The sequence below is a fragment of the Pseudomonas sp. Irchel s3a10 genome (genome assembly GCF_900187525.1).
In the GTDB taxonomy this organism is placed as follows: Bacteria; Pseudomonadota; Gammaproteobacteria; order Pseudomonadales; family Pseudomonadaceae; genus Aquipseudomonas; species Aquipseudomonas koreensis_G.
This window is the reverse complement of the sequence record NZ_FYDR01000002.1, coordinates 877703-901867: the sequence shown is the minus strand read 5'-3', so window position 1 is coordinate 901867 and position 24165 is coordinate 877703. Positions and strand designations below refer to the sequence as shown.

Annotated in this window: 22 protein-coding genes; 12 read left to right on the top strand and 10 right to left on the bottom strand. The window is 60.8% G+C overall.

Annotated elements, in window-relative coordinates:
• Positions 1-20 precede the first annotated feature (20 nt).
• Positions 21-1247 (bottom strand): gephyrin-like molybdotransferase Glp, encoded by a 1227-nt coding sequence (gene glp / locus CKW11_RS09695; RefSeq protein WP_095137325.1) that lies wholly within the window; start codon positions 1245-1247, stop codon positions 21-23.
• Entirely contained in the window at positions 1231-1770 is a 540-nt protein-coding gene (moaB, locus tag CKW11_RS09690) for a molybdenum cofactor biosynthesis protein B (RefSeq protein ID WP_003226719.1), read from the bottom strand. Before moaB ends, glp begins: the two co-directional genes overlap by 17 nt.
• A gap of 82 nt (positions 1771-1852) precedes the next feature.
• Here moaB and mobA point away from each other — a divergent pair, with 82 nt between their 5' ends.
• Both mobA and CKW11_RS09680 read left to right on the top strand, forming a co-directional pair.
• The gene (gene mobA, locus CKW11_RS09685; RefSeq protein WP_095137324.1) at positions 1853-2455 is read left to right on the top strand and encodes a molybdenum cofactor guanylyltransferase MobA; all 603 of its coding nucleotides are present in this window, start codon (positions 1853-1855) and stop codon (positions 2453-2455) included.
• 78 nt (positions 2456-2533) lie between these two features.
• Entirely contained in the window at positions 2534-2755 is a 222-nt protein-coding gene (locus CKW11_RS09680; protein ID WP_027613420.1) for a YgdI/YgdR family lipoprotein, read from the top strand.
• A gap of 76 nt (positions 2756-2831) precedes the next feature.
• Here the strand turns inward: CKW11_RS09680 and CKW11_RS09675 are convergent, their stop codons facing one another.
• The 3 genes from CKW11_RS09675 to CKW11_RS09665 all read right to left on the bottom strand — a co-directional run bounded on the left by CKW11_RS09675 (position 2832) and on the right by CKW11_RS09665 (position 4522).
• Positions 2832-3722, bottom strand: a complete 891-nt coding sequence (locus CKW11_RS09675) for a pseudouridine synthase (RefSeq protein ID WP_095137323.1) — start codon at positions 3720-3722, stop codon at positions 2832-2834.
• Positions 3723-3803: 81 nt separating this feature from the next.
• On the bottom strand, positions 3804-4121 hold the full coding sequence (locus CKW11_RS09670) for a transcriptional regulator (RefSeq protein WP_003226726.1): 318 nt from the start codon (positions 4119-4121) through the stop codon (positions 3804-3806).
• Positions 4122-4285: 164 nt separating this feature from the next.
• Positions 4286-4522 (bottom strand): glutaredoxin family protein, encoded by a 237-nt coding sequence (locus CKW11_RS09665; protein WP_095137322.1) that lies wholly within the window; start codon positions 4520-4522, stop codon positions 4286-4288.
• A 201-nt stretch (positions 4523-4723) separates the two neighbouring features.
• Between CKW11_RS09665 and CKW11_RS09660 the strand changes: the two genes are divergently transcribed.
• Positions 4724-6436 (top strand): monovalent cation:proton antiporter-2 (CPA2) family protein, encoded by a 1713-nt coding sequence (locus CKW11_RS09660; RefSeq protein ID WP_095137321.1) that lies wholly within the window; start codon positions 4724-4726, stop codon positions 6434-6436.
• On the opposite strand, the gene CKW11_RS09655 is transcribed toward CKW11_RS09660, so the two are convergent.
• Complete coding sequence (locus tag CKW11_RS09655; RefSeq protein ID WP_095137320.1) at positions 6433-7641, bottom strand: ammonium transporter; 1209 nt, start codon at positions 7639-7641, stop codon at positions 6433-6435. The two genes, CKW11_RS09660 and CKW11_RS09655, sit on opposite strands and share 4 nt — an antisense overlap.
• Before the next feature lie 305 nt (positions 7642-7946).
• On the opposite strand from CKW11_RS09655, the gene CKW11_RS09650 reads away from it, so the two are divergent.
• The 8 genes from CKW11_RS09650 (at position 7947) to CKW11_RS09615 (ending at position 19295) form a co-directional block, all read left to right on the top strand.
• Positions 7947-8261 carry a YqjD family protein gene (locus CKW11_RS09650; RefSeq protein ID WP_025113166.1) on the top strand — a complete coding sequence of 105 codons (315 nt, stop codon included), beginning with the start codon at positions 7947-7949 and terminating at the stop codon, positions 8259-8261.
• A 2-nt stretch (positions 8262-8263) separates the two neighbouring features.
• Positions 8264-8650, top strand: coding sequence for a phage holin family protein (locus CKW11_RS09645; RefSeq protein ID WP_041069617.1), 387 nt, complete (start codon positions 8264-8266; stop codon positions 8648-8650).
• Positions 8647-8985, top strand: coding sequence for a hypothetical protein (locus CKW11_RS09640; RefSeq protein ID WP_047599863.1), 339 nt, complete (start codon positions 8647-8649; stop codon positions 8983-8985). The genes CKW11_RS09645 and CKW11_RS09640 overlap by 4 nt, the downstream gene beginning before the upstream one ends.
• Before the next feature lie 124 nt (positions 8986-9109).
• Positions 9110-10273, top strand: coding sequence for an EAL domain-containing protein (locus CKW11_RS09635; protein WP_095137319.1), 1164 nt, complete (start codon positions 9110-9112; stop codon positions 10271-10273).
• A 76-nt stretch (positions 10274-10349) separates the two neighbouring features.
• Positions 10350-11678, top strand: a complete 1329-nt coding sequence (locus CKW11_RS09630; RefSeq protein ID WP_095137318.1) for a deoxyguanosinetriphosphate triphosphohydrolase — start codon at positions 10350-10352, stop codon at positions 11676-11678.
• A 346-nt stretch (positions 11679-12024) separates the two neighbouring features.
• A complete protein-coding gene (locus CKW11_RS09625) occupies positions 12025-12651 on the top strand; it encodes a response regulator transcription factor (RefSeq protein ID WP_095137317.1) in 627 nt (208 codons plus the stop codon).
• A gap of 8 nt (positions 12652-12659) precedes the next feature.
• Positions 12660-16301, top strand: a complete 3642-nt coding sequence (locus tag CKW11_RS09620; protein ID WP_095137316.1) for a transporter substrate-binding domain-containing protein — start codon at positions 12660-12662, stop codon at positions 16299-16301.
• A gap of 48 nt (positions 16302-16349) precedes the next feature.
• Entirely contained in the window at positions 16350-19295 is a 2946-nt protein-coding gene (locus tag CKW11_RS09615) for an HD domain-containing phosphohydrolase (RefSeq protein ID WP_095137315.1), read from the top strand.
• Here CKW11_RS09615 and CKW11_RS09610 read toward each other — a convergent pair whose 3' ends face one another.
• Positions 19296-19778 carry a GAF domain-containing protein gene (locus tag CKW11_RS09610; protein WP_007969095.1) on the bottom strand — a complete coding sequence of 161 codons (483 nt, stop codon included), beginning with the start codon at positions 19776-19778 and terminating at the stop codon, positions 19296-19298.
• Positions 19775-20665 carry an ATP-binding protein gene (locus tag CKW11_RS09605; RefSeq protein WP_095137314.1) on the bottom strand — a complete coding sequence of 297 codons (891 nt, stop codon included), beginning with the start codon at positions 20663-20665 and terminating at the stop codon, positions 19775-19777. The genes CKW11_RS09610 and CKW11_RS09605 overlap by 4 nt, the downstream gene beginning before the upstream one ends.
• Positions 20666-20830: 165 nt before the next feature.
• On the opposite strand from CKW11_RS09605, the gene CKW11_RS09600 reads away from it, so the two are divergent.
• The gene (locus CKW11_RS09600) at positions 20831-23152 is read left to right on the top strand and encodes a response regulator (RefSeq protein ID WP_095137313.1); all 2322 of its coding nucleotides are present in this window, start codon (positions 20831-20833) and stop codon (positions 23150-23152) included.
• Here CKW11_RS09600 and CKW11_RS09595 read toward each other — a convergent pair.
• On the bottom strand, positions 23136-23597 hold the full coding sequence (locus tag CKW11_RS09595; protein ID WP_095137312.1) for a MarR family winged helix-turn-helix transcriptional regulator: 462 nt from the start codon (positions 23595-23597) through the stop codon (positions 23136-23138). The genes CKW11_RS09600 and CKW11_RS09595 overlap by 17 nt on opposite strands.
• On the bottom strand, positions 23594-24079 hold the full coding sequence (locus tag CKW11_RS09590) for a glutathione peroxidase (RefSeq protein WP_095137311.1): 486 nt from the start codon (positions 24077-24079) through the stop codon (positions 23594-23596). Before CKW11_RS09590 ends, CKW11_RS09595 begins: the two co-directional genes overlap by 4 nt.
• Between the last annotated feature and the right edge of the window lie 86 nt (positions 24080-24165).

Sequence of the window (24165 nt, the reverse complement as noted above, 5' to 3'; positions counted from 1 at the left end):
CTGCAATGACCAGGCGCGAATCAGCCGAGCAGGTCGCTCAGGGGGATGAACCCGACCTCATCGCCCTCCACCAGCGTGCGGCCTTCCAGCACTTCTACCAAACCATCCGCCCAGGCCGCGCTGCGCAGCACACCGGAGCTTTGATTGCGGTAGATGATCGCCCGCCCTAGCTCGAGGCGACCGCGCAGATATTCGCGACGATTGCCGGCCACAGGCCAGACAAAACCTGCCGGAACCGTAAACTTCAGAGGTTCGACATCTTGGACGCCCTGACGCCGCAACAAGTAGGGCCGCGTGAGCAGAGCAAAGGTCACCAGCGTCGAAGCGGGGTTGCCCGGCAGGCCGATCACCGGCACCTTGCGAAAATGGCCAACTGTCAGCGGTTTGCCCGGTTTGATGGCCAGTTTCCACAGCGCCAGCTCGCCCTCTTCCCGCAATGCGATGCCAAGAAAATCCGCCTCGCCGACCGACACGCCTCCAGTCGAGAGAATCAGGTCGACATCCTGCAAGTCGCCAAGGCGCGCCCGCGTGGTCGCCAGATCATCCGGAAGAATACCGGCATCGATCACTTCACAACCCAGGCGCTGCAACCAACTGCACAACACCACCCGATTGCTGTTGTAAATCTGCCCCGCTCCCAACGGCTGACCCGGCTCGACCAGTTCATCGCCGGTGGACAGCACCGCCACTCGAACCTTGCGTACCACATTCAGCCCGGCACATCCCAGCGAAGCCGCCAGACCTTGTTCGATCGGTCCCAGTCGGGTACCTGCCGCCAGGATCAACTCACCAATGGTGGTTTCTTGCCCCTTCGGACGAATGTTCTGGCCGACGCTGATGGTTTCGATGAAGCGCACGCTGCCGTCGTCCTGAACCTCGGCGTTCTCCTGCATTTCCACGCAATCGGCCCCGGCTGGTACTGGCGCACCAGTGAAAATCCGCGCACAGGTACCAGGTTTCAAGGGCTCTGGCGCTTGCCCGGCAAAGACTTTCTGGCTGACCGGCAGTGGTGCACCAGTCCAGTCCGCCAGATTCAGGGCATAACCATCCATGGCGCTGTTTGGCCAGGGCGGCAGATCCAGGGTCGAAATCAGGTCTTCGGCCAGCACCTGCCCCTCGACCTCGGCCAATGGCAGAAACTCGCGCTCGACAATCGGCGAGGCTTCAGCCATTTGCAGCAGGCGAGCCAACGCTTGCTCGACAGGCATCAGGCTGCCGGTCTTGCCCGGCTTACCCACGGGATTCACAAGGCGCCGCCTGCTTCAGGTGAGGGACGAAGTTGCATGGGCGATGCCGCGAATCCAGCTGTTCGGCGAGAATGCCGTCCCAACCGGTGCGCACCGCATTGGTCGAACCTGGCAGGCAGCACACCAGCGTGCCATTGGCCAGACCGGCCAATGCCCGCGACTGCACGGTCGAGGTACCGATATCAGCCACCGAAATCTGCCGGAACAACTCACCAAACCCGTCAACCTGCTTGTCGAGCAGACAAGCTACGGCTTCAGGCGTGCTGTCGCGCCCGGTGAAACCGGTGCCGCCGGTAATCAACACCACCTGCACCACGTCCTCGGCAATCCAGTGGGCAACTTGCGCACGGATCTTGTACAGGTCATCTTTGAGCAAGACCCGCTCGGCCAAGCGGTGACCGGCAGCGGTCAGGCGGTCGACGAAGACCTGGCCTGAGGTGTCGGTTTCCAGGGTTCGGGTATCGCTGACAGTCAGCACCGCAATGTTCAGCGGCGCAAAAGGTACATCGGCCTTGGCTTTCATTAGGCTCGTCCAGTTGTAGGAGAAACAGCCCGGTGTTATATCACAGCGCCTGAATTTTTCGCCGCCCCGCTGGAGAGCTGCCATGACCTCGAATACGCCATTGCCACCCTGCTCCATTCTGCTCCTGGCAGGCGGACGCGGCCAGCGCATGGGCGGCCAGGACAAAGGGCTGGTCGAATGGCAGGGTGAGCCGCTGATTGCGCATCTGCAGCGCAAGGTGCGAGCGCAGACCGACGATCTGATCATCTCCTGCAATCGCAATCACGAGCGTTATGCCGCCTACGCCGATCAGTTGGTCAGCGATGAGGTAGGCGATTTTCCTGGTCCGCTGGCCGGCATCCTCGCCGGACTCAGGGTCGCCCGCCGCCCACACCTGCTGGTCTTGCCCTGCGATGTGCCGCGAATCGACGCCGCGCTCTTGCAGGACATGCGTGAGACCGCCGGCCAGTTTCCTGAAAAACCTTTAATGTTGCGGCACGACGACCATTGGGAACCCCTGCTGTGTGTGATTCCCGTCACCCTGTTGCCCGCCTTCGAAACCGCGTGGAACGCCGGTGAACGCAGCCCCGGCCGGGTCATGCGCAATCTCGGCGCGACTGCCCTGCAATGCCCGGACAATGACCCGCGACTGGCCAACCTGAACACCCCCGAACTGTTAAATACGCATAACACTGTGTCAGACTGACAGCATTCAAGGAACTCTCACGCCTTGTATACGTCTCAAGCTCAGTAACCAAAAGTATTCCCATTCGGAGACACACCCATGACTCAACGGACCCTCGCCACTTTCATGCTCGCACTGGGCCTGGCTACCCTCGCTGGTTGCTCCTCGCCAACAGTGCTCACCTTGAATGACGGTCGCGAAATCCAGGCCGTCGACACCCCGAAATACGATGAAGATTCGGGCTTCTACGAGTTCAAGCAACTGGACGGCAAAGAGACCCGCATCAACAAGGATCAGGTTCGCACCGTTAAAGAGCTGTAAGCTTTACGTCGATACCGGATACAGAAAAGCCCGCATCAATGCGGGCTTTTTCATGGGCGCTGGAAAGTAGATGGCGTCACCACTGCAGGGTGATCCGGCTCTCGAATTCACGATCCTCACCGGTCACCGGGTCGACAAACCGCAGCCCCTGCGCCAGCAGCTTGAGCGGATTGGCGTAATCATCCTCAACGTCTTTCAGCACATCCGGGTAAAACGGATCATTGCAGATACTCGCTCCCAGCGCGGTCATGTGTACCCGCAACTGATGCTTCTTGCCGGTCACCGGGTACAGGCCGTAGCGCCACAGATCGCCGTTCTTTTCCCGGACTTCCACCGCAGTTTCCGTATTGGCGACGCCTGGCCCTTCCTGCATGCGGAAAAACGGTTCGCCATCGATCAGGCGACTTTTGTGCACGAGGGGAAATTCCAGCTCCGGCAGCGCACGGGCAATCGCCTCATAGCGCTTGTCGATCTGCCGGGTCGGGAACAACGACTGATAGGCCGAACGGGTCTGCGGATTGGCCGAGAAGATCACCAGCCCCGCCGTATGCCGGTCAATGCGGTGCAGTGGAACCAGATGCGGGTTGTCGAGGCGGCGGATCAGACGACGCAGCAACGTCTGCTCGACGTACTCGCCGGCCGGCGTCACCGGCAGGAAGTGCGGCTTGTCCGCCACCACCAGATGCTCGTCCGCATACAGGATCGATTCGAGCAACGGGATCGGCTTTTCATCCGGCACTTCACGGAAGTAGTGAATGCGCAGACCTTCCTTGTACGGCAGATCCAGCGCAATCGGCTGTCCCTGCCCATCCAGCACCCGGCCCCGGGCGATCCGGTCCAGCCATTGCTCGCGACTGATCGCACTGAAATGCTCACACAGGCAATCAAGGACGGTAGGCCAACTCCCCGGAGGAAGGTAAAGGGTGCTGGCCTGATTCTGCGCAGCGCAAAACGTTGGTGTGGACATACGGAAATTCGAACCCTCAATGCAGGTCGGTATTATCCAACACTGAGCGATACGAACCTAGCGCCGATTCCACCACCCGCCTCAGGCCGGAATCGACTTGAGCGCGGCGGCTTCGGTGAATTCCTTGAGCCAGCGCAGCACATCGACCGCCTCCCAGCGTCCCGGGTCATACAACGCATAGAGCAGGCCCTGATAACCGACCACATCCAGTTGCTTGTGATAACCGGCACGCTGGAACAGCGCCTCGATCTCGGCAAAACAGGTGTTGAAATGCAATTTGTTGAAAGGCGTCTTGCCCTCCGTGACCAGCCCGTCCAGGCGCAGCTCGAGGACCGCCTCGCGCACCACGTCAACCGACATCCGGTTCACGCTGTTCTTCAACTGTTCGACATTGACCACGGTTCGTCCCTCTGACTGCCGGATTCACCTGCTCAAGTGATGAAAAGCAGCAGGCCCACCCAATTACTGTATGCACATACAGTAACCGAATAATCCGCAAAGTGCCAAGGGATGGATAACGGTCGCGACCGGCGGAAGACAGGGGCATGCCACCGGGAAATAGCTCAGCGCAGGAAGGCCACCACCTGATCGGCACTGAAAGGCCAGCTCAGCTCCGCGCCGGTGTCAGTTCGGCGCAGTACCGGAATCCGCAGGCTGTAAGCCTCGAACCAGGATTCATCGTCAGCAATATCCACCAGTTCGACCAGCAGACCATGCTCGACAAACGGCATCAACTCGGCCTCTGCCACCTCACACAAATGGCATCCCAAGGTGCCGAACAACTGACATTCAGGAAGCATGATCGCTCAACCGGAAAAATGAGCGTTCATTCTAGGCCTGCCTCGAAAACCCGTCGAGCCGCTGTCGCCCAAAGGTCCGAACACGACAACCCGTACGCAAAACCCTGACGCAAATCAGTCCACAGAAAAGCCAATCAGGCCATGCTCCCGCGCTTTTTGCCTCTACGCTTGAGAGGCCTGAACCTGATATCGGAGCGTCTTGTGTTTGCCAACCTGCTGATCATCCTCGCCTCATCCCTGGTGATGATTGCCCTGTTTCGCCGTCTGCGCTTGCCGCCGGTGCTGGGCTACCTGTGCGTAGGCTTGTTGGTAGGACCAACTGCATTCGACTGGATCAACGAGAGCGAGCACCTGCCGGACGTGGCCGAACTGGGCGTAGTGTTTCTGCTGTTTTCGCTGGGCCTGGAGTTTTCCCTGTCGAAAATGATCGCGCTGCGCCAGGTGGTGTTTCGCCTGGGCAGTCAGCAGGTGTTGCTCAGTACGGCGTTACTGGGATTGGTGCTGATCCTGCTGGGCATGCCGGTGACCCCGGCCCTGCTGCTTGGCGCAGGGCTGTCATTGTCATCGACGGCGATTGTCACCAAGGAGTTGAGCAGCCTGGGCGAAGTGTTCAGCAGTCACGGGCAGAACGCTGTCGGGGTTCTGCTGTTTCAGGATGTGGTCGCGGTGTTGTTGCTGACCCTGGTGCCGGTGTTCGCCGGCAGCAGCGAACAGGCCTGGTACTGGGCGCTGCCGCTGACGCTGGTGAAGACCGTGGTGCTGTTTTTCGGTCTGCTGCTGGCCAGCCGCTGGTTGTTGCCACGGTTGTTTCATGAAGTGGCGGCCTCGCGCTCGGCGGAATTGTTCGTCCTGCTGGCGCTGGTGATTGTGCTGCTGACCGCCTGGCTGACGCACCTGCTGGGCCTGTCCCCTGCCCTCGGCGCTTTTCTGGCCGGCATGCTGCTGGGCGAGAGCCACTATCGCCATCAGATCGAAGCCGATATCCGGCCGTTTCGCGACATCCTGCTCGGGGTGTTTTTCGTCAGCATCGGCATGCTGATCGATCTGCAATTGTTCGTCAGCCACAGCCTGTTGATTCTCGGCCTGACCCTCGGCCTGATGCTGATCAAAGGCACAATCGTCGCGCTTTTGGTGAAGTGGCGCGGCAGCGATCACGAAACTGCCTGGCGCAGCGGCCTGGCCCTGGCGCAAGGCGGGGAATTCTGCTTTGCGTTGATGGCGCAGATGCAGCAAAACCGCATGCTGCCTGACGAGCTGGGCGGTCTGCTGCTGGCGGCGACGTTCTGCTCGATGTTGCTGACCCCGCTGTTGCTGCGCGGGGCACCGAAAATTGCCCTGCGCCTGCATCGCAAGCCGAATCAGGAGGCGCAGCTCGAGGAGATCAGTGCACTCAACGCCGACCTCGACCAGCATGTGGTGATTTGCGGCTACGGGCGGGTTGGCCAGTCCATCGGCCGTTTCATGCGCAATGCCAATCAACCTTACATCGCACTGGACAACGACCCGGTGCGAATCCAGGAAGCCTCCGTCAGCGAAAGCAATGTGCATTACGGCGACTCGTCTCGCGCCGACCTGCTGATTGCCGTCGGATTGCTGCGCGCGCGGCTGGTGGTGATCGCAGTGGATCAAAGCGAGGTTACCCTGCGAATCCTTGAGGAGGCACGCCGCCACAATGATCAGGTGCCGATTCTGGTGCGCACCCGCGACGATAGCCAACTGACGGAACTCAAGGCCGCCGGCGCCACCGAAGTGGTGCCGGAGCTATTGGAATCAAGCCTGATGCTCGGCTCTCACGCCTTGATCATGCTCGGTCTGCCAGCACGTCAGGTACAAGAGCGAGTCGATCAGGTGCGCAGTGACCGTTATCGTCTGCTGCACGGTTTGTACCGCGGCGCCGACGATGAGGAAACCTAATCCTGACTCACCGCGCCGATCTTGTGCAGCGACAGATCGGCGCCGTAATACTCTTGTTCCTGACTCAGGCGCAGGCCGTGCAAGGCCTTGATCACGCCGTAGACGATGAATCCGCCGATCAGCGCGACCACTACACCCAGCGCAGTGCCGATCAACTGACTGATCACGCTGACACCCCCAAGACCGCCGAGCGCAGTCTGGCCGAAGATGCCGCAAGCGATCCCGCCCCACACCCCGCACAAACCGTGCAACGGCCACACACCGAGCACATCATCGATGCGCCACTTGACCTGCGCGGCGGTAAAGCACCAGACAAACAGTGCACCGGCAATCGCGCCAGTCACCAGAGCACCCACCGGGTGCATCAGGTCGGAACCGGCGCAGATCGCCACCAGCCCGGCCAGCGGGCCGTTGTGCAGGAAGCCCGGGTCGTTACGTCCGACAATCAATGCCGCCACCGTGCCGCCGACCATGGCCATCAGCGAGTTGACCGCCACCAGACCGCTGACGCCCTGCAAGGTTTGCGCGCTCATCACGTTGAAGCCGAACCAGCCGACAATCAGAATCCACGAGCCCAGCGCCAGAAACGGAATGCTCGACGGCGCGAACGCCACCAGCCGCCCTTCGCGATAACGGCCGTTACGCGGGCCGAGCAGCAAAACCGCCGCCAGTGCCAGCCAGCCGCCCATGGCGTGCACCACCACGGAACCGGCGAAATCATGGAATGCCGCACCAAAACGTGCCGTCAGCCAGGCCTGCAGACCGAAGTTGCCGTTCCAGATCATGCCCTCGAAAAACGGGTAGATGAACGCCACGATCAGCGCCGTCGCACACAACTGCGGAACGAAGCGCGCGCGCTCGGCAATGCCGCCGGAGATGATCGCCGGAATCGCCGCAGCAAACGTCAGCAGGAAGAAAAACTTCACCAGACCGTAACCGTGATCGGCACTCAGCACCGCAGCCGGTTGCATGAAGGTCACCCCATAGGAGATCCAATAGCCTATAAAGAAATAGGCCAGCGTCGAAACGGCAAAGTCGCTGAGGATCTTCGACAGTGCGTTGACCTGGTTTTTCTGGCGCACCGTGCCGACTTCGAGGAAAGCGAAACCGGCGTGCATCGCCAGCACCATCACCGCACCGATCAGAATGAACAACGTGTTGGAGCTGTGAACCAGCGTGTCCACAGCGCTTTGCAGATTTTCCATAAAGAGGCAGACCTGAAGGCTAAAAAGGCACCAAAGCGGTTCGCGCGAACAATTCATGCACCAAGTTGCGACCTGACGGCCTGCGCAGTGAAGCTGCGATGAACCGCTTTGGCGCACAAGGTCGATGTCCTGACACGAACCAGGATTATTTGAGGTAAGGTTTTGCTGCATGTACGCCCGCCAACAGCGCACGAGGGCAGCAGGACGCACCACGACATAGCAAAAGCTGTACCAGTCATTTGTACTGAACCTTCGCGCAAGGCTCATACTCGAACGCTTCAGACGTCACTTACGGAGATCCACCCATGGCCAGCATCAAGGCAAAGACTGCTCAAGAAATCCTGATGAACGACTTCCAGACTCTGGTCGCCGACACCGAACGGTTGCTCGAGCACACCGCGACTCTGGCGGGCGATCAGGCCGATGAGCTGCGCGAACAGATCCATGACAGCCTGCTGCGCGCTCGGGAAACCCTGAAACTGACCGAAGACACGCTGCGTGATCGTGGCCAGGCGGCGGTCACCGCCACCGAAGATTACGTATCGGCCAACCCTTGGCAGTCGGTGGGCATCGCCGCCGGCGTGGGCTTTCTGATTGGCCTGCTGGCCACTCGGCGCTGATCATGTCGATCGGCGAATCCGGCCTGGGGTCGGGCACCTCCTCTTCCACGCGGCGTCTGGGCGCCGCTGTTCTCGGCTTGCTGCACAGCCATGTCGAACTGTTCGGCATCGAATTGCAGGAGCAGAAAGCACGCACCGTCAGCCTGTTGCTGTTCGCAGGCCTGGCACTGGTGTTTGCCCTGCTGTTGCTGGTTGGTCTGTCGACGCTGGTGCTGATCGTGTTCTGGGATACCTATCGTCTGGCAGCGATCATCGGCCTTTGCGTGTTCTACACCCTGGCCGCCGCTTTTTGCGGTTTACGTCTCAAGGCAGCAGTCTTCGATGAATCCTCGCCCTTCCACGGTACGCTGGAAGAATTGGCCAATGATCGGGAGCGCCTGCTGCCATGAGCCTGCCTGAACTGCCACACAACAGCTCGCGCCGGGAAATGCGCAAGGCGTTGATCCGCCTGCGCATGGAAATGCATCGCCAGGAAATCCGCCACGAAGCCGGGCAAGTGCTGCAACCCTTGCAGCGCATGCGCGGCATGACGCAAAGCCTGCAAGGCGGCTTCGGCATCAAGCACGCGCCGCTTTGGGGCGTGGCCGCCGTCACCCTGCTGGGCTTCATCACCGGCAAAGGCGCGAAAAGCGGTGGCGTCGGCGGGCTGACCCGGCTGATACGTCTGGGGACCAGCCTCGGGCCACTGATCAAACTGGTCATGCAGAGTTCGGGCAAACGCTAAGCCGGCGCATCTGGCTGCATTCTTGCAACATCCGCGGGATTGAACCTCTGCAACACGAGGTTCAATCCCGCGTGCCTACCCGGTCGGCGGGTTCATCCAGAACAAGAACGACTAAGGAGGCCCCGTGATCGACGGGCAACCGCTCGCCTGCTTTCAACCTTTCATCGATACCGCCACCGGGCGTATTGCAGGCGTCGAAGCACTGGGTCGCCTGCGCCAGCCTGACGGCCAACTGGCCTCGGTCGGGCCGTTGTTCGCCGACCCACGCACACTCGCCATCGCCCTGCGCCGCCTCGACCGACAGATTCGAGAGAACGCCCTGAGTCGACTGCATGAAGCACCCGCCGAGTGGTTTCTCAGCCTGAACATGTCGCCGCGCTGGATCAGTCGCCTGCGCGCCGATCAACCGCTGCCCAGCCTCAAGCAGATGCTGCGCCACGGCGTCGATCCGCAACGCATAGTATTCGAGATCACTGAACTGGGCGGCAATGGTCAGCGCCTGGCCGAAGTGGTCGCGCGCTATCGCGAGGCCGGTGCACGCATCGCTATCGATGACTTCGGCGCCGGTTACTCGCAGCTCGATCGGGTGCTGGCGTTGCAGCCGGACATTCTCAAACTCGACATGCGCCTGTTTCAGGCTGCCGCACTGGGCGGGCCGAGCAGTGACGTGGTCAAGGCACTGGCGCAAATGGCCGAGAAGACCGGCTGCTGGATCATCGCCGAAGGCGTGGAAACCGAGGCCCAGCTCAATTTCGCCCTGGAATGCGGTTCGCGCTACGTTCAGGGTTTCCTGTTCGCCCGGGCGCAGGAGGCGTTTTATCCGACCGACGCCTTCGTGCAGCGCTTCGCCGAATTGCGCCAGCGTTACGTGCGGCAGAAACTGGCCGAACGCGGGCGCCTGATGCAGATGCGCCAGCAACTCGGCGAACTGATGGCGATCCTCCAGAGTTGGGCTCAGGCCCACGCGCCGCTGAGTGCGCTGCCGCAACTCGAAGCCTTTCCGTGGTTGCTGCGGTTCTACCAATGCGACCGTCACGGCACCCAACTCACGCCCAACCTCGAATGGCGCAACAACGGCTGGGTCGCCGATAACCGCTATCTGGGCCACAACTGGTCATGGCGTCCGTACTTCTATCATTTGCTCGCCGAAGGCTGGGAGGAGCGGCGCCTGACCCTGTCCAGCACCTATCGCGATGCCACCAGCAACCAGTATTGCCTGACCGCCGGGCAGTTCTTCGATAACGGCGAGCGCCTGCTGTTGATCGATATCGATGCCGCAGGCCTGTAGTTCCGCTTGCAGGTGCGGGCCTGAACCGGGAAGCTAGGGCAACAGTCATCCCAGTCACCGACGGAGAGAACCAGCCTTGGATTGGCAGACCCTGCTCAACCGCGAACGCCTTGGAAAACCGCTGCACAGCCCGCAAGAGCTGGGCCGCAGCCCGTTCCACAAAGACCATGACCGCATCATCTTCTCCGGCGCCTTCCGCCGTCTGGGGCGCAAGACCCAGGTGCATCCGGTATCGAGTAACGACCACATCCACACCCGTCTGACCCACTCGCTGGAAGTCAGCTGCGTCGGGCGCTCGCTGGGCATGCGCGTCGGGGAAACCTTGCGCAGCGCCCTGCCCGACTGGTGCGACCCGAGCGATCTGGGCATGGTCGTGCAGTCGGCCTGCCTGGCCCATGACATCGGCAACCCACCGTTCGGGCATTCCGGTGAAGACGCGATTCGTCACTGGTTCCAGCAAGCAGCCGGGCGTGGCTGGCTCGACGCAATGAGCGAAGCCGAGCGCGCTGACTTCCTCAATTTCGAGGGCAATGCGCAAGGTTTCCGCGTGCTGACTCAGCTTGAGTATCACCAGTTCGACGGCGGCACCCGCCTCACTTACGCGACCCTCGGCACCTATCTGAAGTATCCGTGGACCGCGCGCCACGCCGACTCGCTGGGCTACAAGAAACACAAGTTCGGCTGCTATCAGAGTGAACTGCCGCTGCTGGAGCAGATCGCCCACAAGCTCGGCCTGCCGCAACTGGAAGACCAGCGCTGGGCGCGCCACCCATTGGTGTACCTGATGGAGGCCGCCGACGACATCTGCTATGCGCTGATCGACCTCGAAGACGGCCTGGAAATGGAGTTGCTGGAGTACGCGGAAGTCGAATCGCTGCTGCTCGGTCTGGTGGGAGACGATCTCCCGGAAACCTATCGCCAGCTCGGCCCGCAGGATTCGCGTCGACGCAAACTGGCGATCCTGCGCGGCAAGGCTATCGAGCACCTGACCAATGCCGCTGCCCGGGCATTCGTCGAGCAACAGGATGCGCTGCTGGCCGGCACCCTGCACGGCGACCTGGTGGAACACATGCACGGCCCGGCCAAACGCTGCGTACTGAACGCCAAGGACATCGCCCGCAAGAAGATCTTCCAGGACAAGCGCAAGACGCTGCATGAAATCGGCGCCTATACCACGCTGGAAATCCTCCTCAACGCATTCTGCGGCGCAGCGCTGGAGCAACATGGCGGTCGCACGCCATCGTTCAAGAGCCGCCGTATCCTCGACCTGCTGGGCAACAACGCGCCGGATCCCCATGGCCCGTTGCACACCTCGTTTCTGCGCATGATCGACTTTATCGCCGGGATGACCGACAGCTACGCCAGTGACATGGCGCTGGAAATGACCGGACGTTCCAGCCACTGACAGCAAACGTTGCTCAACCGGGTCGGCAACTGCCCGGTTGAGCGATGCCCGATTGAACCGGTTCTTTGGTCTAAGGCGAATGGATCGACTGAAAGGTAAATCCGTTTAACAACCAACTGCGCAAACAAGAGCTTGTTTATTCAAGGCTCTACAAGCAACTTAAAACATTCAGATAAACAAAACAGCTCAACACTTCCTTACGCGACACAGAGTTTGATCGTAGTCAGTTTCCTTTTAGTGCGTAGGACTAATCCTATATTGCCGCAACAGCCACGGGAGTTCATGCGGCAGCTCATTTATCTGAGCTAAGGTGCGCCCTTTATTCGCGCACGTATGGGATTTGATTATGAACTCCGTTTTTATTGTCGATGATCACCCCGTCATCCGGCTTGCCGTTCGAATGCTGCTCGAGCATGAAGGTTACAAGGTCGTCGGCGAAACCGATAACGGGGTCGATGCCATGCAGATGGTCCGCGAATGCATGCCCGACCTGATCATCCTCGATATCAGCATACCCAAACTCGACGGCCTGGAAGTTCTCGCCCGTTTCAACGCCATGGGTACTCCGCTCAAGACCCTGGTATTGACGGCGCAATGCCCGACGCTGTTCGGCATTCGCTGCATGCAGTCCGGCGCATCCGGTTATGTCTGCAAAGAGGAAGACTTGAGTGAACTGGTCAGTGCGATCAAGGCGGTACTTTCCGGTTACAACTATTTCCCAAGCCAGGCATTGAATCCGGTACGCATCGATGACGTACGTTTTGCCGAGCTGGAGTTATTCAAATCCGTCAATGACCGCGAGCTGATGGTCTTGCAATTATTCGCCCAGGGACGCACCAACAAGGAAATAGCCAAGGGCATGTTTCTCAGTAACAAGACAGTCAGTACCTACAAGAAACGCCTGATGCAAAAACTCAAGGCCAGATCTCTGGTGGAACTGATCGAGATGGCCAAACGCAACGCGCTAGTGTGAGAGCCTGAATGCCCAGTCGTTTAAAGATCTATCTCGCCATATGTTGCGTCAGCCTGTGCCTGACGACTCAGGTGTATGCCAGCTCCGTCACCGAGCAAGATTATGTGCTGCGCAGCCGCTCGGGCCACGAAGCGCCGTCCGTGTCCCTTGAACCCGCACAACGGCAATGGCTTGAGGCTCGCGGCGAACTGGTACTGGGCACTTCCGCACCGGACTATCCGCCGTTTGACATGACCGCCAGCGGTCGTGATTACGAAGGGTTCACTGCCGACTACGCCGGTCTGCTCGAACAGGCTGTCGGGTTGCCAATCCGGGTCAAGCGCTTTGCCTCGCGGGAAGCCGCCTTGCACGCGTTGATTGCAGGTCAGGTCGACATGCTCGGGACGGCCAACGGTTTCGAGGCCAGTAACGCGAACATCCTGCTTTCAACGCCTTACGCCATCGATCAGCCGGTCCTGGTTACCCGCGAAGGCGAGACCCGCTCACTGACTGAAGGCCTGGCCGGTCTGCGGCTGAGTATGGTCTATCACTATCTGCCCCAGGATGAGGTCAAGGCGCAGTATCCCAAAGCCATCCTGACGTCCTATCCCTCCTATCAAAACGCAATCAACGCGGTAGCTTTCGATCAGGCTGACGTGTTTCTGGGCGACACCATTTCCACCCACTACATGATCAACAAGGGCTATCTGAACAACATTCGCATGGCCAATTTCGGCAAACAGGAAGCCCACGGTTTCAGCTTTGCCGTTCACGCCGACAACCGACAGTTGTTGGCGATCATCAACACCGTGCTGCAAGCCATACCGGCCAGCGAACGGGACAACATCGCCAAGCGCTGGAGCGCCGGCAGCGACATTCTGCTGACCGACCAGAAGCTGCAATTGACCCACCATGAAGAACAGTGGCTCAAACAGCACCCGGTGCTGCGCGTCGTCGTCAACGAGGCGTTCGCGCCGCTGACATTCTTCGACAGCGACGGCAACCTGCGAGGCATCACCGCCGACCTGCTCGAACTGCTGCGCCTGCGCACCGGCCTGCGCTTCGAACTGGTCCGCAGCCGCAGTGACGGTGAAATGATCGAGCAGATCAATCAGCATCGGGCGGATCTGATCGCCGCGTTGCTACCCAGTCCCCAACGGGAAAAGACCCTGCAATTCAGCCGTCCCTATCTGGAAAACTCCTTCGTCCTGCTGACGCGCAAATCCGCTGACAGCCCGACACATCCCACCCAGCTCAAGGACCGATACCTGGCGATTGCCCAAGGCAGTCCGATGGCCGATTACCTGCGCCGCGAATTCCCCAACATCCACCTGATCGAAACCTCCGACACTTTCGGTGCCGCAACCTTGCTCGCCGAAGGCAAGGCCGATGGCGCCGTCGCCTCGCTGGTGATTGCCAATTATCTGATTTCGTCGCGGATCTTCGAACATCAGCTGCAGATCACCACCACCCTGGGCACACGTCAGGCGGCCTTTTCGCTGGCCAGCGCCCGTGACAATGCCGAGTTGGGGTCGATCATCGACAAGGCGCTGCTGAGCATCACACCGGAGGAACTGGGAGTCATCAACAGCCGCTGGCGCGGTTTCTCCAATGCGGCACAAAGCAACTGGCATCACTACAAACGCCTGTTTTACCAATTGATCGGCGCGGCCTGCCTGCTGCTGTTGCTGTCGCTGTTGTGGAACGCCTACATGCGTCGCCAGATCAAGCAACGCCAGGCCGCCGAACGGGCACTCAACGATCAGTTCGAATTCATGCGCTCACTGGTCAACGGCACCCCCCACCCGATCTACGTGCGCGACCGCCAGGGTCTGCTGCAAAGCTGCAATGACAGCTACCTCGAGGCCTTCAACGCCAAACGCGAAGACGTGATCGGCAAAAGTGTCATGCAGGGCACCCTGAGCAACGCCTTCGAAGCCCAGGCATACCAGGCGGATTACCAGCGGGTGGTGGCCGAAGGCACGCCTCTGCTGCTCGATCGACCGCTGCACATCGGTGGCCGGCGTTTGACGATCTACCACTGGATCCTGCCGTACCGCGACTCCAGCGGCGATGTGCAAGGGATCATCGGCGGCTGGATCGACATCAGTGAACGTCGCCAGTTGTTCGATGAACTGCGCAGGGCCAAGGAGCAGGCGGACAACGCCAACCGCGCCAAAAGTACCTTTCTGGCCACCATGAGCCACGAAATCCGCACGCCGATGAATGCCATCATCGGCATGCTCGAACTGACGCTCGAACGCATGACCGATCAGGCTCCGGATCGCTCCTCCATCGAAACCGCGTACTGCTCGGCCAAGGACCTGCTGGGCCTGATCGGCGACATTCTCGATATCGCGCGGATCGAGTCCGGGCACCTGAGCCTGAGCCCCGAACGGGTCAATCTGGTCGAAACAGTGGCATCGGTGGTCAGGATTTTCGACGGCCTCGCCCGCCAGAAAAACCTCCTCCTGCCGCTGATCATCAATCCGCCCGGGCTGCAGGTCGACGTGGAACTGGATCCGTTGCGCTTCAAGCAGATCCTGTCGAACCTGATCAGCAATGCCATCAAATTCACTGAGTCCGGGCAGGTGCGGATCAATCTGGATGTGCTGCCCAACGGGCCGGGCCAACGCTCGCTCGTTCAGTTGACGATCCAGGACACCGGGGTCGGCATCAGCATCGAAGATCAGCAACGCCTGTTCGAGCCGTTCGCCCAGACCGACAGTGGCCGGCAGCAAGCTCGCAGCGGCGCAGGCCTGGGCCTGGTGATCTGCCGCAACCTGTGTGAAATGATGGGTGGGCAGCTGCAGTTGAGCAGCCAGCCGGGGATCGGCACCCAGGTCTGCCTGTCGCTGCCGCTGCAAACGCTGCCGTGCCTGGTGACCACGGCAAAAACCCAGCCTGTGCTGCAAACCTCTGCACCACTGAACATTCTGGTGGTCGACGATCATCCGGCCAATCGCCTGCTGATGTGCCAGCAACTGGAGTTCCTCGGGCACCGTTTTACCCTCGCCGAAGAGGGTCGGAGTGGATTCGAGAAATGGCAGACCGGTGCATTCGACCTGGTTATCGCTGACTGCAACATGCCGTTGATGAACGGCTACGAACTGACCGAGGCAATCCGCCAGCAGGAACAACGCACTGGCCGCCCTCCGTGTACCGTGCTGGGTTTCACGGCCAACGCGCAGCCTGAAGAAGTACAGCGCTGCAAACAGGCCGGCATGAATGACTGTCTGTTCAAACCGTTGAGCCTCAGCGCACTGAGCCACTGGATCAATGGTTTGCAGCCCGCAGTGCTTGAGCCGGCGTTCAATCTTGACGGGTTGAGTCAGTTGACTGGCGGCAACCCGCTGCAAGTCCGGCGTCTGCTCACGCAATTGCTCAAGAGCAGCCGTCTCGATCGCGAGGAATTGTTAGCCCTGGCCCCCTGCAATGATCGGCAGGCAGTGGCGCTGGTCGCCCACAAGATCAAGGGCGCGGCCCGGATCGCCCAAGCCTCGCGCCTGATCGCCTGTTGCGATGCGCTCGAACAGGCCTGCATGCAGACAACGCCCGCAGCGACCATCGTGCGCTGCGTCGAGGCCACCGACGCAGCCATGATCGAACTGGAACAGGCGTTGCGGCAACAACTGGAACCGTTCGAAGAAAGCACAATGACCGAGCCTTAACTATGCTTGGACGCTGAGCAGTGTGTTTACTTCAATGGAGAGTCAGCAATGCCCAGCCCACTGCGCCCGGATCAACGCCGGTTCCCGTTGCACGTGCACATCAGCGTCATGTTCACCTTTCTGCTGTTGCTGACGGGCGTTGTGCTGGGGTTGTTCAACTATCGCCAGACTACCCGGATCATTCTGTCGAGCAGCGAAAACCTGTTCAATCGCATCGAACAGGACGTGCGCCTGGATCTGCATTCGACTTACGAACCGATCCGGCATCTGCTGAGCCTGCTGGCCCACAATCAGGCGGCCGGGGCGCCGAACCTGCAACAGCGTCTGGCGCTGCTCAAGCCGTTCAGTCAAGCGCTCAAGGACAACACCGATCTCGCCTCGCTGTATCTGGGCTACGGCAACGGCGACTTCTTCATGGTTCGGCCCTTGCGCACCAGCGCGCTGAAAACCTTGCTCAAGGCGCCACCAACAGCGGCCTATCAGGTCTGGAGCATCGAACACGATGCCAGCGGCGCTGCTTCGTCGCAGTCACTGTTTTTCGACCAGGCGCTGAGCCCCATCGGGCGTCAGGACAACCCCGACGACCGCTACGACCCGCGCACTCGCGCCTGGTACACCAACGCCCTGCAACAGGGCGACCAGATCACCACCGAACCCTATGTATTTTTCTCCACGCACAATGTGGGCACCACCCTGGCCCGACGCAGCAGCGCAACCAGCGTGATCGGTGCCGATCTGACTTTGGAGGCACTCTCGGCCACCTTGACCAAGCATGTGGTCACCCCCTCGACCGAAATCGTGCTGTTCGATGCCGATGGCAATGCGGTGGCCTATCCGGACAGCAGCCGGCTGATCGTCGACGGCAGCAGCGCGCGCCTGGCCAAAGCGGCCGACCTCAGCCCGAATCTGCACGCGTTGCTGACCACGCAGCACAAGGACAAACGGCTCGATGTTGATGGGCGCCACTGGATCGTCGCCCGCAGCACCCTGCAGGAAGGCGGGCCGAAAGGTTTGCAGATGGCCCTGCTGGTGCCGGAGGACGAATTGCTCGCCGATGCCTACCGCATGCGCTGGCAAGGCGCGTTGATCACCCTGGCGACGCTGTTGCTGTGCCTGCCGCTGGGCTGGCTGATCTCGCGGATTCTGGTCAAACCACTGCATGCGCTGGTCAAGGAAGCCGACGCGATCCGCAGTTTCGATTTCAACTTTCCGGTCACCCGTCGCTCGCCGGTGCTGGAGGTTGACCAGTTGAGCCTGTCGATGGCGCGCATGAAGGACACGCTCGCCAGTTTCTTCCGCATCACCGACAGCCTCTGCGCCGAAACCCGCTTCGCCCCGCTGCTGCAACGAGTGCTGTTCGAAACGGTGCAGATCGCCCAGGCCCAGGCTGGCTTGATCTATCTGCGCGAAAGCGATGGCAACCGGATGGAGCCTTACGGACTGGTCATTGATGGCGCCTCGCACGAGCCGGGCGAGTTCGCTGTGCTGGGCCGGGATCTTCTGGCCGATCAAGGGCCAGCGTGGTTTCAGCAACTGATCAACGCTGACAATGTGGTCAGCAGCCTTGGCTTCGAGCAGGCCGGTGACTTGCAGAAAGTCCTGTTGGCCATGCAGTCACCGCGCATCCACCTGATCGGCATCCGCTTGCGCAATCGGCACAACGAAACCATCGGCCTGTTGATTCTGCTGATCAACGACAGCGGCAGCGCTCAGGATCTGGAAAAGCTGCGCCCGGACCGCATCGCCTTCCTGCAAGCCGTGTCCGGTGCGGCGGCGGTGAGTATCGAAAGTCAGCGCCTGCAAGCAAAGCAGAAGCAATTGCTCGACGCGTTCATCCAGTTGCTGGCCGGCGCCATCGACGCCAAGAGCCCCTACACCGGTGGCCACTGCCAGCGCGTGCCGGAACTGACCCTGATGCTCGCGCAGGCCGCGGCCGCCAGTCAGGCGCCGGCGTTCCAGAGCTACCAGCCCAGCGAAGACGAATGGGAAGCCCTGCACATTGCGGCCTGGCTGCACGATTGCGGCAAGGTCACGACGCCGGAATATGTCGTCGACAAGGCAACCAAACTGGAAACCCTCAATGATCGCATCCACGAAATCCGCACCCGTTTCGAAGTGCTCAAGCGCGATGCCTGGATCAGTTACTGGCAGGCACTGGCGCTGGGCGGCAATGCGGCGCAATTGAGCGAACTGCGTGACGCCACACTGACGCAACTGGATGACGACTTTGCCTTTGTCGCCCGCTGCAATCTGGGCGGAGAGGCCATGGCGCCCGCCGATCTGCAGCGCCTTGAGCGCATTGCCGAGCGTCGCTGGACGCGCACCCTCGATGATCGCCTGGGGGTGTCATGGGAGGAAAACCGCCGTCAGGCGCAAACGCCGGCGGCGAATCTGCCGGTCAGCGAGCCACTGCTGGCGGACAAGCCCGAACATCTGATCGAACGCGCCGACAGCGAATTGATTCCGGAAGACAATCCGTGGGGGTTCAAACTGGATGTGCCGCGTTACAAATACAATCGCGGCGAACTGTACAACCTGAGCATTGCCCGGGGCACGCTGACCCGCGAGGAGCGTTACATCATCAATCACCACATGGTGCAGACGATCCTGATGCTCAGCCACCTGCCCTTCCCCGGGCACCTGGACAGCGTCGCGGAAATCGCCGGTGGGCATCACGAAAAAATGGACGGCAGCGGCTATCCCAAACGCCTGAAGCGCGAAGACATGAGCCTGCCGGCGAGGATGATGGCGATTGCCGATATTTTCGAGGCGCTGACAGCGGCGGATCGGCCGTACAAGAAGGCCAAATCCTTGAGCGAAGCCCTGGGAATCATGGCCACCATGTCCCGCGAGGCGCACATCGACCCCGAGCTGTTTGCGCTATTCATCAACGACGGCGTGTACATGCAGTACGCCGCGCGGTTTCTCGATCCGCGCCAGATCGATGCGGTGGATCCGGCCAGCCTGTTGCGCAAGGCTGGCCTGAGTGCCTGATCAGCAGTCGGTCAGACGCAGGAAGATCGCCGCCAGTTGTTCAATGCCGGCCTGATCGTCGGTGCCGAAACGCGCGAGTTTCGGGCTGTCGAGATCGAGCACGCCGATCAACCGACCGTCCTTGACCAGTGGCACCACCAGCTCGCTGTTCGAGGCGCTGTCGCAAGCGATGTGCCCGGGAAAGGCATGCACGTCTTCAACCCGCTGGGTCTGCCGACTGGCCGCTGCCGCACCGCACACACCGCGGCCGAACGGAATGCGCACGCAGGCGATCTGGCCCTGGAACGGGCCAAGCACCAGTTCTTCGTTGCGATTGAGGTAGAAACCGGCCCAGTTCAAATCGTCGAGCTGGTTGAACAGGAACGCCGAAAACTGCGCGGCGTTGGCGATGAAATCGCGCTCGTCCGCCAGCAGCGATTCCAGTTGTGCGGCCAACATGCCATAGCCTTCGAGGCCCTGGCCGCTTTGTTGCAAATCAATCATGCCTTGTGCTCCAGCAATTTCAGTCCCACCCAGTAACGGGCGAATTGGTACGCGCAACGTCCGTTGCGATTGCCGCGCCCGGTTGCCCAGCGCACGGCGAGGATCTCCAGCTCTTCATCGCGTTGCCAGCTCAAGCCGGCCTTGGCCGCCAACTGGCCGATCCAGTGTTCGACGACGTTGAGGAAGTGTTCCTGGGTAAACGGATAAAACGACAGCCACAGGCCGAAACGGTCGGACAAGGCGATCTTGTCTTCCACCGCTTCACTTGGATGCAGCTCGCCATCGACGCGCTTCCAGTTTTCGTTGTCGCTTTCCTTTTCCGGCACCAGATGGCGGCGGTTGGACGTGGCGTACAGCAAAACGTTGTCCGGAGCCTGTTCGAGCGAACCGTCGAGCACACTTTTCAGCACGCGGTAATCGCCTTCGCCGGATTCGAACGACAGGTCATCGCAGAACAGCACGAAGCGTTGCGGCAGTTTGCCGATCTGCTCGACCACGCGTGGCAGGTCGGCCAGATGGTCGCGTTCGATCTCGATCAAACGCAGGCCGGCCTTGGCGTGTTCGGCCAGCAACGCGCGCACCAGCGAGGATTTGCCGGTGCCGCGCGAGCCCCAGAGCAGCGCATGGTTGGCCGGCATGCCGTCGAGAAACTGTTGCGTGTTGCGGCCCAGCTGCTCCAACTGACGGTCGACACCGATCAGATCGGACAGGCGCATGTCGAGGCTGACTTCCAGCGGCAGCAAATAGCCGCTGCGCCCGTCACGCTGCCAGCGCGCGGCCAGGCAGGTTTCCCAGTCAATCAGCGGACGCGGCGCCGGCAGCAAGGGTTCGATCCGCGCCAGAACCGACTCGGAGCGTTCAAGAAAAGCATTCAATCGGGAATCCACGTCTTCTCCTCGGGCACGTTCACAGTGATGATGTCGATCCAGCGACGACAGACAGATCGCAATCCCCGTTCAAGCCTTGTTACAAGGCGCTTCGGGAACCTCGGTATCCATACATGATCGACTATGCTTGAGCAGCGAAGGGAAACGGAAGTGGTTCAACACCCCATGGATATCAAATTCACCCACCGGCTGTCATACAAGCAAGCCAGATTCACGGTGCTGGTCGGGTTCGTTCTGGGCACGCTGCTCAGCCTGCTGCAAATCGGCATCGATTATGCCAGCGAAGACGCCTCCATCAACCGTGAAATCCTGTCTTTGCTGGAAATCAGCCACAATCCGGCGTCACGAATCGCCTACAACATCGATGCGGAACTGGCGCAGGAGCTGACCCTGGGCCTGTTGCGCTCGCCGGCGATCATCTCGGCGCAATTGACCGACAACAACGGCAACGTCCTGGCCAACGTCAGGCGCCCGGAGCTGAAAAGCGGTTATCGGGTGATCAGCGACTTCCTGTTCGGTGCCAAGCGCCAGTTCGAAGACCGTCTGTACCTCGACCACCTGCCCGAAGAATCACTGGGCACGCTGAGCCTGGAGGTCGATACCTATGCGTTCGGCAGCCGGTTTCTGCGCCGCGCCGAAGTCACCCTGCTCAACGGCTTTGCCCGCAGCCTGATTCTCACCGGGATCCTGTTGGCGCTGTTCTACGTGATGCTGACCAAGCCACTGGTGCGCCTGATCCGGGAACTCAGCGCGCGTGACGCACGCAGTGCAGAGCCGACGACCCTGGAATGTCCGGCCGGCCACGCCAACGACGAGATCGGCGTACTGGTCAAAGTCGCCAACCAGCAGTTCGACAATATCGCCACGGAAATCCAGCAACGCCGCAACGCGGAAAACCGCCTCACCGATTACCTCGGGCAACTGGAGCACATCGTCTCGGCCCGCACCGCCGAGCTCAAGGCCATCAATACCCGGCTCAGCCAGTCCAACGAAGAACTGGAAGTCGCCCGCAGCACCGCACTGGACATGGCCGAAGCGCGCTCGGCATTTCTCGCCAACATGAGCCACGAGATCCGCACCCCGCTCAACGGCCTGCTGGGGATGATCGCCCTGTCCCTCGACGGGCCGCTGAATGCCGAGCAGCAGCAACAGCTCTCGATTGCCCATGACTCGGGCAAGGTGCTGGTGGAGCTGCTCAACGACATTCTCGACCTGTCCAAATTCGATGCGGGGCAACTGGAGCTGGAACACATCCCGTTCGATCTCGGCTCACTGATCGAAGACACCGCCAACCTGCTGTCGCAGAACGCCGCGCCGAGCGTCGAGCTGACCTGCCTGATCGACCCGCACTTCCCCGCGCTGGTGCTGGGGGATCCGACCCGGGTACGGCAGATCGTCAGCAACCTGCTGTCCAATGCCCTGAAGTTCACCCGCTTCGGCCGGGTCGATGTGCGCCTGTCCGCCCACAAGGACGGGGTGCGCATCGAAGTCTGCGATACCGGCATCGGCATCGCTCAGGATGCCCAGGTGAAAATTTTCCAGCCGTTCACCCAGGCCGGTGCCGGCATCACCCGGCAGTACGGCGGCACCGGTCTCGGTCTGGCGTTGACCTACAACCTGTGCGAGGCCATGCAAGGCCGGCTGACCATCAGTTCCGAGGCCGGTTTCGGCAGTCAGTTCTGTGCCGATCTGCCACTGCCGTGTCACACCCGGGCGGTCATGCCGCCGCCTCTGCACGGCAAGGTACTGGCGATCACGGCCGCCAGCAGCGGGCTGGCGGAACTGCTCAAGACATTATTGCCGGTGTGGGGCGTGAGCTATGAGCAGCGCACCATGGATGACCCGTTGCTGGGCCTGTCACCCGATCTGCTGATCACCGATTGCCCGGAATGTCTGTTCAGTCTGCGCCCGACCATCAGCGCACCGATCCTCGTCGTAACTGCTTACGGCAGTTTCATGCCCGGCGAAGAAGCCGCCGCGCTGGCGCCATTGCAGCAACAAGCCCGACCGCTGGCACGCAACGCGCTGTATCAGATCCTGCGGCGCATCCTGCTGCCCGACATCGCCACAATCAACGATGCGCGCCTCGAGAGCCTGCCCGTCCAGCGCCGTGGACGGGTGCTGCTGGTGGAGGACAATCCGGTCAACCAACTGGTGGCCAAAGGCATGCTCGGCAAGCTCGGTTGCGACGTGGTGGTCGCCGCCCACGGTGCCGAGGCGCTGGATCAACTGGAGCACGATGAGTTCGATCTGGTGCTGATGGACTGCAACATGCCGGTGATGGACGGCTACGAAGCGAGCCGGCAGATCCGCCAGAGCGGGCGCTGGCCGAATTTGCCAATCGTCGCGCTCACCGCCAACGCCATGTCCGAGGAACGCGAGCGCTGTCGCGCCGCCGGCATGAGCGATTACCTGGCCAAGCCGTTCCGCCGCGAAGAGCTGGCGGCCCTGCTCGACCAGTGGATGCCGGCTACGTCAGCGCTTTGATCTGTCCCAGCAAGTGATCGAGGCCATTACGCAAATCGTTGAGCCGATCAAGATCCACCCCGCTGTCGCACAACAAGCGGGCCTTGAGCGGCCCGACCTGCTCGCGCAGCGTCTGCCCCTGTGCGGTCAGGCTCAGATGCACTTCACGCTCGTCGCGCGCCGAACGCTGGCGTTGCACCAACTGCAATTGTTCAAGACGCTTGAGCAACGGCGTCAGGGTGCCGGAATCCAGCGCCAGGCGCTCGCCCAACGCCTTGACCGTCGGTTGCTCCGGCGCGCTGTCCTGCCATTCCCAGAGCACCAGCATCGCCAGGTACTGCGGGTAGGTCAGGCCGAGCTGATCGAGCATCGGCTTGTAAGCGCGAATCACCGCCCGGGACGCGGCGTACAACTTGAAGCACAACTGACTGTCGAGCTTCAGCGAATCGACGGGCAGGCTGTTCATTTGAGCAGGGCTTCGATCTCGCCGCTCAGCTCCTGCGGTTTGGTGGTCGGGGCGAAACGCTTGACCAACTGACCATCCTTGCCGATCAGGAACTTGGTGAAGTTCCACTTGATGCCTTGGGAACCGAGCAAACCCGGAGCGCGCTTTTTCAACTGCACGAACAGCGGATGCGCGTCGCTGCCGTTGACGTCGATCTTCTTGAACAGCGGGAAACTCACGCCGTAGTTCAGCTCACAGAACTCGCTGATCGCCCCCTCGTTGCCCGGCTCCTGCTTGCCGAACTGATTGCACGGGAATCCCAATACCACCAGGCCCTGATCCTTGTAGGTCTGCCACAGCTCTTCCAGGCCTTTGTATTGCGGGGTGAAGCCACATTTGCTGGCGGTGTTGACCACCAACACCGCTTTGCCGGCGAAATCGGCCAGGGTCTTTTGCTCACCCTTGATGGTGGTGACAGGGATATTCAGCAGGTTGTCGCTCATGGGTCGGCTCCGCGGGTTATCGGGAAAGACCAAACATAGCGAGCAATTAAATTGTGTGCAATTTAATTAATTGCACATACCCGTGT